Genomic DNA, 17,860 nt, shown 5'->3' on the forward strand with positions numbered 1-17,860 from the left:
TACCTGTGGCCAACCAGCCTTACGGGGTAAAAATCAAGCCAGATTGTCTTCCAGCTTTTTGCCTTGTGCAGCCATTTCCACCAGCATGCTGGCGGGCTTGAAACGCTCGCCATACTTGGCAGCCAGCTCTTCACAACGCTTTACAAACTGGGGCAAGCCCTTGGCATTGATGAACTGCAACATACCGCCTGTGAATGGCGCAAAACCCAAACCGAAAATTGAACCGATGTTGCCGTCAGCCACCGAACGCAGCACTTTTTCCTGCAAGCAGCGTGCGGCTTCATTGGCCTGGATGTACATCAAACGGTCCTGAATTTCCTGTGAGCTGGGCTGTTCTTTGGCCAGAGGGAATTCTTCGCTCAAACCCTTCCACAGTGTTTTGCCTGCGGGGGTGTAATCGTAGAAGCCTTTGCCATCTTTCTTGCCGATGCGGCCATGCTTTTCAGCCACGGTAATCAACGTTTTGTAGCCTGGGTGCTCGGGGAAAGTTTGGCCTGCGGCTTCCATGTCTTTTTTGGTTTGCTTCATGATCAGCAAACTCAGGCTGAGCGACACTTCGTCGTACAGCGCCAAAGGTGGCATGGGCATACCGGCTTCCAGGCCTGCCATTTCGATTGAACGTGGGTGAACACCCTCGCCCACCATGGCAGCGGCTTCCATCAGGAAGGTGCCGAACACACGGCTGGTGAAGAAGCCGCGACTGTCGTTGACCACAATCGGTGTTTTGCCAATTTGCTGAACATAGTCAAAGCCCTTCGCCAGTGTTTCATCGTCGGTTTTTGCACCCATGATGATTTCAACCAGCGGCATTTTGTCCACGGGGCTGAAGAAGTGCAAACCGATGAACTGGTTGGGGCGCTTGGAGGCTTCGGCCAAGCCAGTGATTGGCAAAGTCGAGGTATTGGACGCGTACACGGCTGTTGCTGGAATAACCGCTTCTGCCTTGGCGGTTACATCGGCTTTCACGGCGCGATCTTCGAACACGGCTTCAATCACCAAATCCGCACCTTCCAATTTGGAGTAGTCGGTGGTGGCGGTGATCAGGTTCAGCAGTGCTTCTTTCTTTTCAGGAGTGCTGCGCTTCTTGGCAATGGCTTTGTCCAGCAGGTTGGTGCTGTAGGCCTTGCCTTTGTCGGCGCCTTCTTGTGTGGCATCAATCAATACCACTTCAATGCCCACCTTGGCGCTTACATAAGCAATGCCCGCACCCATCATGCCTGCACCCAGCACGCCAATTTTCTTGACCTTGCTTTTTGCGGGTGCGCTTGGGCGGCTTTGGCCTTTCTTGATGCTGTTGAGCTGATACCACAGCGTGTTCATCATGTTCTTGCTTTCTTGCGACAACACGCAAGCAGCAAAGTAACGGCTTTCCACTTTCAAACCGGTGTCGATGTCGGTGATACCGCCTTCGAACACGCAGCTGGCAATGTGGGTCAGCGCGGGGTAGTTGCCGAATGCCTTGGCGTTGGCCATGCTCGGTGCAATTGCCCAAATTTGCGCAATGGCTGGGTGCTTGGAATCGCCACCGGGGAATTTGAAGCCTTTCACGTCCCATGGCTGCAAGGCCTTGGGGTTGGCGATGGCCCAGGCTTTGGCCTTGGCAATCATGTCTTCAATCGTGTCTGCGGTGTCTTGAATGATGCCTTTCTTCACGGCCTGCTCAACGCGCAGCTCGGTGCCTTGGGTCATCATTTCCAATGCGCCCTGAATACCGATCATGCGGGGCAAACGTTGTGTACCACCACCGCCTGGCAACAGACCCAGCTTCACTTCGGGCAAACCGAATTTGGCTTTGGGGTTGTTCAATGCGATGCGGTGGTTACAAGCCATGGCCAGTTCAAGGCCGCCACCCAAGGCTGTGCCGTTCAAGGCGCATACGATGGGCTTCTCGCACTTTTCCATGCGACGCAACAGGGTTTTGAAGGCTTCTGCCAAATCAAAGGCCTGTTGCGGGTCGGTAATTTTGTAAACCGTGTCCAGGTCGGCGCCGGCCAAAAACTCTGGCTTGCCGGAAGTCAGCACCACGCCTTTCACGGTTGCATCAGTTTCAATGCGGGTCAGGGCTTCCGCGAACGGGCCCATCAATTCTTCGTTCAATACGTTCATGGAACGGCCGGGCATGTCGAGCGTGACTACCGCGATACCATCCTGACCGAGTTCAAATTTCACTGCACTCATTGTTGTTTCTCCTTCGGCCGATTAAATGCGTTCGATGATGGTGGCGATACCCATGCCGCCGCCCACACACAGTGTGGCCAGACCCAGGGTTTTGTCTTGCCGCTCAAGTTCATCGAGCAAAGTGCCCAAAATAATTGCGCCAGTTGCGCCCAGTGGGTGGCCCATGGCGATCGATCCGCCGTTCACGTTCACGCGGTCCAGGCTGACACCCAAGTTGCGTGCGGTTTGCATGGGTACCACAGCGAAGGCTTCATTGATTTCCCACAGGTCGATGTCAGAAGCTTTCAAGCCAGCTTTCTTCAAAGCCTTCTGACAAGCGGGAGTTGGGCCAGTCAGCATGATGGTGGGCTCGGAACCGATGACAGCGGCCGCGCGAATGCGGGCGCGTGGCTTCAAACCCGCTTTGCGCCCGGCTTCTTCACTACCCACCAATACCAAGGCAGCACCGTCTACGATGCCGGACGAGTTGCCCGCATGGTGAATGTGGTTGATGCTCTCAACGGTGGTGTACTTGCGCAACGCGGTGGCGTTAAAGCCCATGCTGCCCATCATGGCGAATGAGGGCTGCAGGGTCGCCAGGCTTTCTACAGTGGCGTTGCCACGAATGAATTCGTCGTGGTCCAGCATGATCAAACCGTTCAGGTCTTTCACAGGCACGCGGCTTTTGTTGAAACGGCCTTCGGCTTGCGCTTTGGCGGCACGGCGCTGGCTTTCAACAGCATAGGTGTCTACATCGGTGCGGCTAAAGCCTTCCAGCGTACCAATCAGGTCAGCGGAAATACCTTGGGGAATGAAACCGAGTTTGTCGTTGATGCGGGGGTCCATGAACCACGCGCCGCCATCACTGCCCATGGTCCAGCGGCTCATGCTTTCTACGCCACCAGCTACTACCATGTCTTCAAGACCGCTGCCCACTTTCGCTGCAGCCAAGTTCACTGATTCTAAGCCTGAAGCACAAAAGCGCGATTGGGTTACACCAGCCACTGTTTCGGCCCAACCTGCATCCAGAACAGCTGTGCGTGCAATGTCGGCACCCTGCTCGCCCACTGGGGTTACACAACCCAATACCACGTCATCGACCAGGCTGGTGTCGAGATCATTGCGCTGTTGCAAAGCGGTCAGCAGGTTGTTCAGCAACCAAACCGGTGTGGCCTGGTGCAGGCTGCCGTCTTTCTTACCTTTGCCCCGTGGGGTTCTTACTGCGTCAAATATCAGTGCCGATGGCATCTGTGCCTCCTGGATTTTCTGGATTCGGTAATGAAAATTACCGAAGGTATCGTGAATTCTTCACGGTCCAGAATGGCGATGTGCAAACGCACAATCAACCCAAGAAGTTACTTTAGAGTGTCACCTCTATGCATATGGTAATTTGGCTTACCGTTTTTCATCCCCTGTGTAGCGGCGCGCTGAATCATGCATGAAAAACCGGTCTTGAATCGGCGGCTGCAAGCCCAATTCCTTTACGACGCGCAACAACGGCATGTCGCGAGTCCACAGCGTAGTTCCCGGCGACAACAGCACGGAGGCCAACAGGTGCGTGTCCACATAACCCAGGCCCTGTGCATGCAATTTGCGCAACTCGATCAGTTCAAGCACCTCTGCTGACGAAGCAGGCACAGAGGGCTGCAAATCGGCCAGCCAATTCAGAATGCGGTCGCGGTCTTGAAGGTTGGCCAGTGCCATTTCACCCAGCACAAAAGGATGACCCAACACACAGCCCTCGTTCAGCAGGCGAACAAGTTGGGGCTCGGACTGATGAAAATGATCCACCCACACGGTGGTGTCGACGAGTACCTTCACAACTGCCACTGCCTGCGAGGAATGTTTTGTAATTCGGGTTGGCTACCGCCCAACAGGGCAAGCCTGCGTGCGCTTTCGCGCTGAATCAGAGCACGAAGGGCCTCGCGCAGCAGTTCGTTTCGCTCGCCAAGACCGGAAAGCTGCTGGGCTTTGGTTAATAATTCATCATCGAGGTTAACGGTTGTTCTCATGGTGTTGGGTGCTCATGGTTGACTGCACCAACATTAGCACCAGATGATTCGACTTTTGATTCACCCCATTGAACCCACCGCAAGTGGGTCCGGTCACTATGAACGCAAGCGCAAGCAACAACAAAATCGATGTGAATGCCAACCCCGCCAATATGCGAAAGGCCACGCTGGACCGAATTGAAAACGCTGTGCTGGAGCTGTTTACCAACCATGACTTCAACAGCGTGCCTTTGATTGAGGTGGCCCGCACCGCCAATGTTTCCCTACAAACCATTTACAAATACTTTGGCAGCAAGGAACAATTGGTGGCCTATGTGCTGGACGCCACATTGAGCAGGTTGGCCAACCGCATGATCGACCACCTTGAAGGCATTGAAGACCACCGGGAACGCCTGCGCAAAACCCTCTGGGTGATGCTGGATTACTTTGACAAGCACCCCAAGGTGATATTGCTGTTGACCGTATCCATACCTGCCAGCCGCTATCAAGACCTACCCGTGTATGAAAGCCCGGAGTTGATGGGGGCTTTTCTGGGCATGCTGAAAGAAGGCCAGCACAAGGGCGTATTTAACGACACCGTTTCAAGCAAGATGCTGCTGGACGTGTTCATGGGCGTATTCGGCCGCGTGGCCCAAATGCACTTTTTGCGCAAGGAAAGCCACAAACTGATTGACCAGTTTGACGACCTGTTTGGAATTTTATGGGGCGCACTGAAAGCGAACTGACATGGAACCTTGATCGCTTGCTGGGCACACAATACAAATCAAGCCACCACAATCTGCATGTCGAGTTCTGTCGAAGGTTTCACTGCCGCGGGCTGGAGTCAGCTTGCAACGCAGGCTGCAAAAACCATGCACACTGATGCGGGTGGCACCGATTTGCCCGCAATCGCACCCGGCAGTGCAGCCTGGGCAGCTTTCAAGCAATCTCCCGAATCACGCGCAGCCTACACTGCACAACTGAACACCACCATCAAGAATATTCAGCAGTTTTTGGGGCAACACGCGAGCATGGGTGCGCAACGGCAACAAGCGATCGGTAATTTGAATCACTTTCTTCAAACCCGGGTCAATTGCAATGCCGACAAGCTTTCTCCGTTGGTCATCAACGAAAGCCGGCGCAACTTGAACCTGTTTGCACAACAACTGAACAACCCGAACATTCCGGCAGACAAAAAACTGTCCTGCGCACTGGCCTTGGCACAAGGATTGGGTGTTTGCAATGAAGGCGAAACGCTGAATATTCTTGAAAACACCAGGGACCTGTGCAGCCAGCAAACAGGCTTGGCCGGGGTGTTGACCCGCGCCAAAAACAAGCTTGTCGAGCAACACCTTCAACAATTGGTAAGGCATGAAGACAAGCCACATTTAAATGACAAACTTGCCCTACAACTTGAAATTCACCATATCCAGGCCTTGAAGAATCATGTGGCAGGGCAATGGGGACTGGAAGTGGTTGAGGACCAGTACGCAACACAGGCTTACCAAAACCAGGCGGGCCCGATGGCGGAAGAATTACTTCGGCAAACCATCACGCCCGCCGTGCTGGCCAATACAGTTGCCGAACAAATTGCCCAAACCTTTTGCAACCACACCCAGAGTGAATTAAGTACCGGCATCCCGACAGAACAACTGAAAACCGAGCCTTTGCGCCGGGCCATTCAGGCCGAATTCGGATCGGAAATTGAACTGGAAAACTGCCTTGAATTCAATGCTGACTACACCCAAGTGAAATTAAAGCCACTGGCCGAAATTTCACTGCATGTCATTGAAAAATGCCAAGACTTGGGCTTGATACACCCACACGCCAATCCCGTTGGTGTGCTGAAACAAAGCACCCCTGATCTTCAAGCCTGTATCAAGCAGGTAGGCTTCTTGCGCGGCGCACCTGCAAACAACCCTGTGTATTCGCCCATGTTGTGTAACTTTTGGGCAGGCTACACAAAAATTGCGGTGTCCGATTCCGAGAAAAAACGACATCACAAAGAAAACTCTCCCACCGACCTGGTCCGCATCCTGAGAAAGCTTGATATCCAAGCCTGACTGAAGTTGCACCAGTACGGTGCAAAAACCGCTTAAAAAGCGGGCATTGTTTTTGCAGCTAATGCCCCACTTTTAACCAAAAACCTGAAAATTCACCAAAATGGAACAAATCACTCTCGCACTGGACACTCTTTTTGTGCTTCTAGGCGCCATCATGGTGCTTGCAATGCACGCCGGTTTTGCATTTCTGGAAGTGGGCACGGTGCGCCACAAAAACCAGGTTAATGCCCTTGTCAAAATTCTGGCTGATTTTTCTGTCAGCACCATCAGCTACTTCTTCATTGGTTACGCCATTGCTTATGGCGTGGGTTTTTACGAACCCGCCACCGTGCTTAATGAAGGCAACGGCTATTCGCTGGTGAAGTTTTTCTTCCTGCTCACCTTCGCGGCCGCCATTCCTGCCATTGTGTCGGGTGGCATTGCCGAACGCGCGCGCTTTGTGCCCCAATTGGTGGCCACCGCGGCTTTGGTAGGTTTGGTTTACCCCGTGTTTGAAGGCATGGTCTGGAACGGCAACTATGGCTTTCAGGAATGGCTGACTGCCAGCTTTGGCGCACCCTTCATGGACTTCGCGGGCAGCGTGGTGGTTCATGCCGTGGGTGGCTGGATCGCCTTGGCCGCCGTGTTGCTGCTGGGTTCACGCCGTGGCCGCTACACCAAAGACGGGCGCATCAGCTCGCACCCACCCTCATCCATTCCCTTCCTTGCGCTGGGCAGTTGGGTGCTGGCAGTGGGTTGGTTCGGTTTTAACGTAATGAGCGCCCAGAAAATTGAAGGCATTTCAGGCTTGGTGGCGGTCAACAGCCTGATGGCGATGGTGGGTGGCACTTTGGGTGCCCTTGCAGCGGGCCGCAACGACCCCGGCTTTGCCTACAACGGCCCCTTGGCGGGCTTGGTGGCCGTGTGTGCGGGCAGCAACATCATGCACCCGCTGGGGTCGCTGGCTGTGGGCTCCATCGCAGGTGTGCTGTTTGTGTACATGTTCACTTTCACGCAAAACCGCTTGAAAATTGACGATGTATTGGGTGTATGGCCATTGCATGGCATCTGCGGCGCCTTCGGCGGAATCGCGGCAGGCGTATTTGGCCAGCAAGCCCTGGGCGGCATGGGCGGAGTGTCGTTCATGAGCCAGTTGATCGGCACTGTGGCAGGCGTGGCATTGGCTTTGCTGGGTGGCTTCGTGGTGTATGGCGTGCTGAAAATGACAGTGGGTATTCGCCTGAATGAAGAGGAGGAATTCAACGGTGCCGACCTGACCATTCACAAGGTCAGCGCCAGCCCCGAACGCGAAACCAGCAGCTGGTAATTCACGATTAATTTTTATTTCGACATGATCTCCAGGGCTTCTGAATAGAAGTCCCTGCGGATCAACACAAACACAATCAACGCACTAAAGGCCATCAGCAAACCGGGATGAATCATCCAGGTGACCGAGGCAATACCGAAATAATAACTGCGCAACCCGCGGTTGAATTCATCACCGGCCAGGCTGTTAATACGCGCCATGCGCGACACATAGGCCTCGTTGTAATTTTGATCGGGGTTGCCATCGGGTGCAGCACCTACCAAAATGGTCAGCAAGTTGAACTGGCGCAAACTCCAGGTGAATTTAAAGTAAGCCACCACAAACACAGTGAGAACCAACAGCACCTTGATTTCCATCAAACCGCGGCTAACCTCCCGGCTAAACGGCAGGTCACTGGTGATGTTGACCAACTGATCAAGCGTACCCAACAGGGCGAACAAACCGGCAATAATGTAGATCGTTGTGTTGGCATAAAAAGTAACACTGTTGACCAGGTTGCCAATCAGCGCAGTGTCGCCCACACGGTTGCTACGCCCCAACATTTCACGCGCCCACAGCTTGCGGAACTCATGCGTTTTTTGCGACAGGCCACGTCGGCCAAAACGGGTTTTCCCATCGAACACATAGTTGTAGCCACGAAAACAGATTACAAAAAATGCCACTGCAATCCAGTCAAATACGGTGAGTAAAGAAATTGCGGTTTGAACAGCAGTCATGACGACACTCCAACAACTGAGAACAATTGACGCCAATTGTGCGCCGCTTCGGCGTGGCTGAAACGGTTTGCGGAAGCAAAAGCCTTTTTGCTTAAGCCTTCATGAAATTCGTAACTGTCAAAAACAGAAAGTATTTGATCCGCGAGCGCATCTGTATCCCCAAATGGCGCTAGCAAACCATTTTCACCGTGCACAATCAAATGCGAGGGGCCATAGGGCACATCAAAAGCAATCGCGGGACAGGCGTGGCAAAGACTTTCCATAATCGCCAGGGAATAAGCCTCGGCCTGGCTGGTCAACAAGGACAAACCTGCACGCACATACTGAGTTGCGGGGTCATCTGTCCAGTCATTCAAACCAACATGATTCTGCAAGCCCAACAATTCAACCTGTGCCTTCAAATCAGACAACAGGGAACTTCCCGAAACCGCAAAACCGTAAAAATCAAGACGCGCCTCGGGATACTTCTTCACCACTTTGGCGAAAGCTGCAATCGCCAATTGATGATTTTTCTCGGGGCTGTATCTGGCCATGGAGACAATTCGAAATCTGTCCCGAGTCTTGAACTCCGGAATTGAATTTTTTATCTCACATGAATGACCGATGGGAAATATTTGCCCAGCCCCATATCGTGCAGTGATGTCATTCATTTGTTGATCGGTCAACGTAATGACTGCATCCGGACGCTTGATGTCGTGCAAGATGTCCCTGAAATTGGAGTTGGTCGGACTCGTGGCAATATCTGCCACAGTATGTGTATGGAGGGCGTGAATGACAGGCACCACTGCCACCTGCCCGGGCGATTCCCGATGCAAGTGATCACGCGCAGCCACTGCAGGCAAGTACCAATAACGATTTTTGTCCACGATGAGCACATGTTTACCGCCCCGCTTTTTCAACATGGAAACCAAGGCGTAAGTCAGCCATTCCGATTCACTGTGCAAACAAGCCACGAGCACCCCGGTTGAATTGTGAATGCGAACATCCGATAGCAGTTGTTTTTTGTCGATTCGCTTGTAAAGCTTGGCAATGGCCAATGTGCCATCGGGGCGCAAGTAGTGTTCATGGTTCACCGCGCCATCTGAATCTAGGTACTGCATGCAACTTAAAAATCCACGGCAATCGTAATAGTCCTTCCTGAACTTCACCCCGTCAGAAAAATGATTGATGTGAATCAGCGCGTCGTTCACAGGATTGCGAACCACGTACATCAGCAGTTGTCCTTGCGGGCTCGTTACGCGAAGATCCCGCCTGCCGGCGACCAGCTGGCTGCGGAGCATTGGATTGTCAAAGAGCGATTGGCCCGTGTTCAGCTGAGTTGAAACCAGCTCCGCATCCTGAAAATAATCGTGAACAGACCAGCACACTGAAGACTCGGGCAAAGCCTTGTTGGCCACCAACTTCTCGATTGACTCATGCAATCGTGGGTTATAGCGACAGGTCAACAACACTGGCCGTACATGCATCTCTTGCTCAAAAACCCGATACCGAAGTAACGCCGCATTCTCCACGCCAGAACGCTGAAAACCAAAGTTCTGGTTCAGAAACCAAAAATTGGTCTCTTGAACTTTGGCGTTCAATCGGGTGTTTGGCTTGGCCTGTTCCAGATTCTGAGACAAGGCACCCTGCATTAAAAATTTCCGGTAAGCCACCAAGCCCGATACATAGTGCTCTACATCATCAATACGCACCCGGTAAGAATGATGCCGAATAAAAAACGAACCATTCAACGTGTCGGGTTTTGCAAAGTACATGGCCCATTCAGGCCAAAAATAACCAGTTGTCAAATAATTGGCGCGCCAGTGCAAGGCTCGATAAAACTTTTCGATGTCCACCTGTGCATACAGGTCGGCAAACTCAGGCATGGCTTGCAAACGCGACAGCATGTGTTGGGCGGCCATCATCAACTCGAGCAAGGTCGGGAAGGTGGTGATGCGTGTCAGCACGAAATCCAGGTGACTTGCGAAATTGCGAATTCCGAACTCAAAGTACTCTCGCTTGGGTCGGTACTGGGTAAGCTCGTTCACGCAGTAGCTCATCCAGTGATCATTCGCTTTCCAGTGACGCGCTTCAATAAAATATTCAAAAGCCAACTCCACCGCTTGAAGCCACCTTGCCCTGCGGGTGATTTTGTACAGACGCATAAGGGCGAATGCAGCTTCACCATCGTAATAAATAATCCTGAATTGTTCTTTGATGGAAAGATCAGGATAGTTAAGCACATGCACAAAGCGGCGAGTGCTCGGATTAAGCATGGCAACCAGGCCTTGGGCCAGTTGCTCCATCAATTCAATGTATTCCGTGGTGCCTGTCAGTTCGGTGTACTTGGCCAACGCGAGAATACACACCGCATTGCCACCCAGCTTGATTTCATTGCCGGTGTCGACCAGAAAGGCCGCCTGGATTCCACCACTTAATTGCACCCGCTTGATCAACTCCTGCGTCAAACAAAGTAGCGAACGTTCAATCGCAGACTTCAAAAAAGCGCTTTGTGTGACTTCCCATGCCTCAATCATGGCGTAGGTGGAACTTGCATGGCGAAGGGTGTTGTAGGTTGGAATTTCCTTGTTGAAACAGGGAAACAGGCCATACACAAACAACCCGCTGTCCTTGACTTGCCGAGCCAGAAATTCGCTGGCATTGAACACCAGTTGCCTGCAGGAATCTGCATCCAGTTCGGGGAGCGTGCGACGCCCTACAGCCACACCATGAGACTCCAGGCCATGCACGATTTCATCCTTACCGATGTAAGCACCTTGCGTCAAAAACAGATACACCGGCTGATCATCACCGTGATTCAACACGAATGGTTGACCATATTTTTTTCGGGCGTACTTCTCAAAGTTTCCAACATGGAGCTTTGCAAACTCTTCCTCTGAGCCGCCGTACAACATGGCGTTGCCGTTGAGTTCACCCCACAAGAAAGAATGTTTGAACTGCGGATCCAGGGCGATCCCATAACTGAAGTAATTTCGTTTTGTTGTTGACAGCAGCGCCTTCAGTTCCGCCCAGCTTGTTGTTTGAATTTCGCTAACCCGATCTACGCGTACATGCTCAAAATCGAGCAATGTTTTGCGAAAAGAAGTGGACGCATGGGAACATAGCGCATTCCAGCTGGCTTCAAACGACTGGCCCACAAATGTTTCTACGCTTGCGCGCTCAAGCCCATTGGAAGAAGACAACATCAAGACGCAGGGTTCGTGGTCGCGGGCCGAGCTCACACCGGCAAACCAACTACCCAGTTTTTCAAGTCTGACAGGATTAATCATGTTGTCTTGCGATCAGTCAAAAGAGAATTGATAAAGCACATCCACTGCATTATCCGCACCGGCTCGTGCGATGAAACTCAACTTGCGAGAGTATTGATAATTCAATTTCAGAATACTGGCAGCCGTTGTTACAGATTGATCAAAACTCAGATAAACACGATCGCTGAATCGCTTTCCCAGCGACACAATACGCTGGGAGAGCAAGGGGTCATCCGAGCCAATCACGTTTGCAGAGGCATCTGCACCGGGTGCAATAGCCACCTTGCTGCCCACCGCGCGGGAATCCGCTGCAGTCAGGGACCCAGTACTTAAACTCAAATCATCAATTCCGATCGATTTCGCAATTTTTCGAGTAGTGCTCTCGTCCTCATCACCAAAAATCGCTGCGGCTGCTGTCAGCAACAAAGTGGAATCACGGTCTGCTGAACCACTGCCGCGCCCAAGGATCATCCACGACAACTTTTCAGAATCAGGGACGGCCGGTTCACTCACCAGACTAACCTTGGGTCGCTGTGCAGTGCCAGTTACCTCTACACCTGCCTCAACGGCTACGCCTTTGCGCACAGCACGTACATTCAGTCCAGGGTTGTCCAGAGGGCCCTGAAAATTAACCACGCCGCGCTCGATTGACAGGTCTTGCCCGTATGCGCGGTAGGTACCACTCACTGTTTGAATGGTGCCGGTTGCGCTCAAACGCCGGCCTGATCGGCGCTGCCCACTGCCACCTACCCCTTCAAGCATCACCAAACGCAAACCACCCTCGAGTCGACTTCGCAAGCCCTCCGCATTCACGTAAAAACGTTCGCCCAAATTGGCGCGCAACTGCATGTCTATTGGCAAACCCTGCCCGGCCAGTTCACTGCGACCCTGAATAAACACATCGTCGCCCAAGGTTTGAGGACCACTTTCGGGCATCTCAAAATATGCGCCAAGGGTATCCACTTCCCCCCGAATCTTTAAGGGTTGGCCCTCGACAACGGGTTGCTGCACAGTGACAGTCGAGTTCACCATCATCCATCGGTCAGGGCGCTGCAACAAGGGAACCCTGTCCATGGACAGTCTTATTTCACCATTCAGACCTGTCAAATTCCAGACACCCTCCGCCTTCACTTTCCCGTTGCCCTGAATGAGAGGACCCAACTCTTCGATATAACGCCGAGGCGGGCGGCGGTTATACACCGTGAATTCAAATGTGTCGATACTGGCCTTGTCTGTGGTGAAATCAACCACCACGTTGCCGTCCTCAAGGCGTACTCCCTGGTCCAGCTGAAACACGTCCAGATCCATTGCAAACAAACGCCCCTGAACATCCGGGTTGTTTGCAGTGCCCGCAATCGCCATTGCAACCTGGCCTGTACCGCTGGTTCGAACCCCACCACTGATCATGGGGCCTAGCCAGTTTAGCTCGGTAAAACCTGCGGCCACCGAACCCTGCATGGCTTCATCACCGGCAATTCCCCAGGCCTTGGTTTGCGGATTCTGTTGAACCGGCAGTTTCAGGTTTGCAGTCACCGCACCGAAATCGTCAGCAAGAATATTCAAATCCACACTGGCCGCCTCTCGGTTAAAGTCGAGATTTGCAGTCAGGGTTCGAATATCCACATCCACTTGTGAATCCTCCAGAATCTGCAATCCACCCGACACATGCCGGATATTCACACGACCATCCACCTTGTTGGGATTGGCGAGGTAGGTCCAGTTCACTTTTGCGATCAGGTCTTTGGGCTCTACTGTCAGTTGCTTGCGCAAAATAGGGGACATGCGTGGGAAATAAAACTGGGGCATTTCACCCTCAACCCTGATCTCCCGGTTCGCAAGGCGAAGAATTCTGTTGTTCAATACCGAGGTGTCTTCACCTTTAAGAACGAAATCCGTGAGTTCGACATACCCCGGTGCAAGAACAAGTGGCGCCGGCGCCTGAAGCGAGAAGCTGCGGGCGGGCAACCACATTCCCTCCACTTTCAGTTGGGTAAGCTGACCTTTCCATCCTGAGACCGATTTCGGTTTTTGCAAAATGCCAAACCCACCGGCAAAAGCAAACTCGCCTTTCAATTGACGCAAGCGGCTAAATGGCTGCAAGCCACTGGAAAATACACCCCGTAACTCATGCTGATTGCGAATACCTCGAAGCGTCAGTTTTAATTCATTCAAAGTATTGGTTGCCGCGCCTGGCACCTTCACTTTGCTCGCCACAATGTCACCAACCCAAGGTGAACCTGGCGCTGAACCGAGGTTGAACTGTCCGGACACCGTCTCAATTTGAATGGTGTCGTCCAGCTTCAATTGACGTACGTCCACATTGCCTTCACCCGAGAAGTTTCCGTCAAATCCACGCAGCTTTCCTTTCAATCGCACCGTTCCCGAAAGTGTCATTTGAATCAGTTTTCCGAGGCGCGGCAGCTCATCCAGGTTCAAATCCAAATCCACGAAATCAGACTGTGTTCCGTAACTCCCGTTGGCTTTCACTGTGTTGCCCACCACGTCCAGGTCCAGCAGCACATTGCTTAAGCGCGACAGGCCGCCAGTGGCTTTGGCAACCAGTGTAAGCGGGGCATTGGCCAAACGGGAATTCACCAAATCAAGATTGAATTCACCCAAAGGATCAACCGTTCCAGCCTGTCCGCTTTGAACCAGAACGCCTTTGAAAGAAGCCCTCCCGTTCAAATCACCTTGCAAGAATGGACTGGCATCCGGAACGTAGTTGGCCGGGTTGATCTTCATCAATTCAAGTTGAACATCGGCTGGCATTTTCCCAAGCAAATCCACATGTAACTTCCCGCGGAGTTCAGCTTGCCGGTCGCGAACCAAAAGGCGATCCACCCGCAACTGCGTGCCATTTTTAGTGCCCTGAATAGAGGAAGTCAAGGCGAGTCGCTGAGGCAAACTGGCAAACACCGACGCATCTACGTTGCTTGTCTTGACATCAAAATTAACGTCTCCGGCCAATACATCAAGTGTGGGCGCTTGATCAACCGGCTGCTTCGGCGCGCGCCATTGCATGACAGCACTCGCATTGCCAGCCTGACGTTTTCCGTCGGCGAACTGAAGCTTGTCCACCCACAAATCGAGTTGTCCGGGAAGTTGATTTTGTAGAATCAACCTGAAGCGGGTTTGCATGAAAGCCAGTGGCAAACCCCCAGATTGAACAGTTGAAGGCTGCGCATTTCGAACCGAGAAATTGCCAGTACTTTCGGAGAAATTTTCATTGGGCTCAACGGTTGCCTCCATTGACAGCGAAGCACGCGGTGCCCCATCCAGCCAATGCGAAGGGTTAAAGTTTTTTGCACTCAACTGCACAGTTTCAAATGGGGTTGAGCCCCACAACGTGAGCACCGCATTGGCTTGTACATCCTGGGCTTGATCTGCCCTTTCTGGGTTTTCCCCCTTGGCATCCAGGGCAAGTTCCAAGCGCTCCAGGGAACCTGTTGCAGCCAGCTTGGCATTCAGTAACACATCTTTCAAATAGCGTTTTGCATTCACCGTGCCAGTGATTTGATAAGGCTTCGTCAAAGTCATTTCGAGTGTGGAATCGACCTGTGAGTCACGCACAGTCAAGGAAAAATTGTGAACGCTTAGCTGTTCCGATTGAATCGAAGCCTTCACATACACCTGCTTCAATTCCTCACCATTCACCAACAATTGCCGCACGCTGAAATTTTGCAAATCCAGATCAACTGGCAGGCTGATTTTTTCCGGCAATACCAGAGGTGTATCGTCTTCAGAGGGCGGTGAATCAACGCGCACAACCTGTACAGACAAATTGGTGATTCGAATCAATCGATTCAAGGCACCCGACCATTCAATTACAAGCTGAATTTGCTCAGCTTCAACCTGGGTGTCCTCTTGCTGCCATCGAATAAACTCCAGGTCAAACCCTTGCCACAGTGTGCCCTGAATGCGGCCAAACTCAAGTTGTTGGTCCGTATTGGCATTCACCCAGTCCTGCGCTTGAGCAACAGTAAACCGAAGACCTTGTTCCGAGTGAAGCACCCACAAAATTCCGGCTGTAGCAGCCACTATGGTGGCCAACAGCAATGTACAAAAGGCAAAGAAACCGCGCTTCAAAATGCCACCCCCAGCGCGAAGTGAATTCTTAAATTGTCCTGGTCTGCGGCTTTGGCCACATCGAAAGCGATAGGACCGGCAGGCGTTTTGTATCGAACCCCCACGCCAATTGCTGGTTTGGGATCAAAGTCGCTCCAGTTGTCTGATACATCACCCACGTCCGTAAAAACTGCAGCGCCAAGCGGGCCCCCATCAAACCAGCGTGTGTACTCCAGGCTACCGATCATCACGCGACGACCGCCCACCAAAACCCCCTGATCAATAACACCCAGGTCAAGAAAGTCGAACCCGCGCAGGCTGTTGGTGCCCCCGGCGCGAAAGAGGTAATCCTGTGGAATATCCCGGCGTGCACTGGCCACCACCGTACCAGCCTCGAATCGGGCAGAAAACAAATTCTCCCGGGACGGTGACCAAAACTTCTGCACTCGCCCGTACAAACGCACAAAATCCTGATCGGAGGCAAACTGTTCCGCAGCAACAGCCAGTTGACCAAAGGCAATATATCCCTCAGAGGGATTCAATCGGTCGTCAACAGCATTTCTTGTCCACGATGAACTTGCAACCAGGGCCTGAGTTTGTCCGAAGTTGATGCCAAGTGCCCTTCGCTCCTCCAGCTGAAAATTCAGACCCAAACGGAAATCATTGATGCCTTTGTTGAATTCCCTGATCACGCCTACAGAGGAGCGATCCACCTCAAGGTTTGATATTTCCTGATGATCAATTGCAACCCCAACCGAATCGGTAATGCCGCGAGTTGACGGTGGCAGAAATACATCTGCATAAGCCGATTGACGCTTTTGCTCAACCCGAACACCAGTAACAAGCGAGTAAGCCCGATCAAACAAGTTATTGAATTGATAAGTAGCCTCGGTTCGAAATCCGGTGTTGGAGCTGTAACCTGCACCCAAACCCAAACGCTTGCTGTCACTTTCCATCACCGTGACTTCGATTGGAACATTCACAGGTTGTCGATCATCCGCATCAATTTTCACATCAACGGCTGAAAAATAAGTTGTACCTTGAAGTTCTGCCAGCAGCCTTAACAGCCGCTCTTGTTCATATCGATCGCCGGGACGAATGGTGTTGTAACGAGAGACCAAATCTTTGGGGTATTTGTTCAGCCCTTCTATTTGCAACTCGCCAAAAGTAAACACGGGGCCACTGTCGTAAACCACACGCAAGGCAACCGTATTTTTCTCGGGGTCGACATCGGCAACGCTTTCTGAAAGAGTTGCCGCAGCGAAATCTTTGGCCAGCATGTCTCGCAAAAGACTGTCTTTGCTGGCACTCCAATCCGCTTGATTAAAGGGTTGACCAACCCCCAACAGCCACAAGGTTTTCAGCCGCTCACGGCGCTGCGCAAATTCATCCTGGTTGATTTCGCCATCAAATTCAATATCCACCCAGACAATTTTACTTTGCACCCCTGGCTCGATTTTGATGTTCAGCGGTGGAGCCACATCCTCAGGAACTGTTTCATCAACAATTCGCTGAATGGAGGGGGAAAAATAACCTTCAGTACCCAAGGCATCTCGAATGGCGGGCCGCAATCTCCTGAAGAGTTGCCATGCATCCCCGTTGTCATTCACCTGTGCAGTCAAGCGAATTTGTCGCGTGGACTGCTCAATCAAATCGTTGAACTCAGAAGGGATTTGATAATTCACGATCGGCGGATCAAACTCAGTCACCGTGTCTTGAGCGTAAACCACGCCAATGTGCAGGCCTATTGAACAGCAAGTGGCAAAAAGCCAGCGAACAGCCATGCTTTTGTGGTTAGCCAAAAACTTCTTCATGCTTTCCTGAATGGATTAATCAATTCGCCCCCCCGAGTTAACACTTTGACACCCCGGTAAGGCATCGTGAATTGGTCAGGCTCAAATTGCCAATAAAAAATGTACAAATTTACCTTGTGTCCAACCAATCTGAGCATAAGTCTTAGACCGATTGAAAAAATGACAATCTTTCATCCGAATATTTACCTCCCCCCCCACCAAAATGGGTCCCCCAAGAAGACCAGCACAATCAAAAAATCTTTATTGAATTACATTATTTTCGCGTGGAGCAACCGTAAACCCAAACAACACGCCAAATCAATTATTGCAATAAATAAGCTCAAGAGGGTTATTTTTAATAGGTTACTTCTTATAAATTTTATTTTAATTTAACAATTTAAGTTGTACTGAACAGCGAAGAAAAAAAATTCATACAGATATCCGCTTTCCCGTGAATCCGATCAAATCTGTTGTGAGTAAAACGCTTATAGCAGTGGACGTGCCTAATAAACTCTCTAGCC

Annotated in this window: 11 protein-coding genes; 3 read left to right on the plus strand and 8 right to left on the minus strand. The window is 51.8% G+C overall.

The window, feature by feature from the left end:
• Window positions 1–33: 33 nt before the first annotated feature.
• The 4 genes from PY990_RS03015 to PY990_RS03030 form a co-directional block, all read right to left on the minus strand.
• A complete protein-coding gene (locus tag PY990_RS03015; RefSeq protein WP_275270341.1) occupies window positions 34–2,178 on the minus strand; it encodes a 3-hydroxyacyl-CoA dehydrogenase NAD-binding domain-containing protein in 2,145 nt (714 codons plus the stop codon).
• Window positions 2,179–2,199: 21 nt separating this feature from the next.
• On the minus strand, window positions 2,200–3,405 hold the full coding sequence (locus PY990_RS03020) for an acetyl-CoA C-acetyltransferase (RefSeq protein WP_275270342.1): 1,206 nt from the start codon (window positions 3,403–3,405) through the stop codon (window positions 2,200–2,202).
• 147 nt (window positions 3,406–3,552) lie between these two features.
• Window positions 3,553–3,978: a type II toxin-antitoxin system VapC family toxin gene (locus PY990_RS03025; RefSeq protein WP_275270343.1), complete on the minus strand. Its 426-nt coding sequence runs from the start codon at window positions 3,976–3,978 to the stop codon at window positions 3,553–3,555.
• On the minus strand, window positions 3,975–4,169 hold the full coding sequence (locus tag PY990_RS03030; protein WP_138515633.1) for a type II toxin-antitoxin system VapB family antitoxin: 195 nt from the start codon (window positions 4,167–4,169) through the stop codon (window positions 3,975–3,977). Before PY990_RS03030 ends, PY990_RS03025 begins: the two co-directional genes overlap by 4 nt.
• Window positions 4,170–4,267: 98 nt before the next feature.
• On the opposite strand from PY990_RS03030, the gene PY990_RS03035 reads away from it, so the two are divergent.
• The 3 genes from PY990_RS03035 to PY990_RS03045 all read left to right on the plus strand — a co-directional run bounded on the left by PY990_RS03035 (window position 4,268) and on the right by PY990_RS03045 (window position 7,517).
• Window positions 4,268–4,894 carry a TetR/AcrR family transcriptional regulator gene (locus tag PY990_RS03035; RefSeq protein ID WP_275270344.1) on the plus strand — a complete coding sequence of 209 codons (627 nt, stop codon included), beginning with the start codon at window positions 4,268–4,270 and terminating at the stop codon, window positions 4,892–4,894.
• A 57-nt stretch (window positions 4,895–4,951) separates the two neighbouring features.
• Complete coding sequence (locus PY990_RS03040; protein WP_275270345.1) at window positions 4,952–6,211, plus strand: hypothetical protein; 1,260 nt, start codon at window positions 4,952–4,954, stop codon at window positions 6,209–6,211.
• A 100-nt stretch (window positions 6,212–6,311) separates the two neighbouring features.
• Window positions 6,312–7,517, plus strand: coding sequence for an ammonium transporter (locus PY990_RS03045; protein WP_275270346.1), 1,206 nt, complete (start codon window positions 6,312–6,314; stop codon window positions 7,515–7,517).
• 14 nt (window positions 7,518–7,531) lie between these two features.
• On the opposite strand, the gene PY990_RS03050 is transcribed toward PY990_RS03045, so the two are convergent.
• Genes PY990_RS03050 through PY990_RS03065 form a run of 4 tightly spaced genes read right to left on the minus strand, consistent with a single transcriptional unit; the run spans window position 7,532 to window position 17,360 of the window.
• Complete coding sequence (locus PY990_RS03050; RefSeq protein WP_275270347.1) at window positions 7,532–8,233, minus strand: DUF599 domain-containing protein; 702 nt, start codon at window positions 8,231–8,233, stop codon at window positions 7,532–7,534.
• Window positions 8,230–11,502, minus strand: coding sequence for a glycosyltransferase (locus PY990_RS03055; RefSeq protein WP_275270348.1), 3,273 nt, complete (start codon window positions 11,500–11,502; stop codon window positions 8,230–8,232). The genes PY990_RS03050 and PY990_RS03055 overlap by 4 nt, the downstream gene beginning before the upstream one ends.
• Window positions 11,503–11,514: 12 nt before the next feature.
• Window positions 11,515–15,567 (minus strand): translocation/assembly module TamB domain-containing protein, encoded by a 4,053-nt coding sequence (locus PY990_RS03060; RefSeq protein ID WP_275270349.1) that lies wholly within the window; start codon window positions 15,565–15,567, stop codon window positions 11,515–11,517.
• A complete protein-coding gene (locus PY990_RS03065) occupies window positions 15,564–17,360 on the minus strand; it encodes an autotransporter assembly complex protein TamA (RefSeq protein WP_275270350.1) in 1,797 nt (598 codons plus the stop codon). The genes PY990_RS03060 and PY990_RS03065 overlap by 4 nt, the downstream gene beginning before the upstream one ends.
• Between the last annotated feature and the right edge of the window lie 500 nt (window positions 17,361–17,860).

It is taken from the genome of Limnobacter olei, from assembly GCF_029087225.1.
GTDB classification, from domain to species: domain Bacteria; phylum Pseudomonadota; class Gammaproteobacteria; order Burkholderiales; family Burkholderiaceae_B; genus Limnobacter; species Limnobacter olei.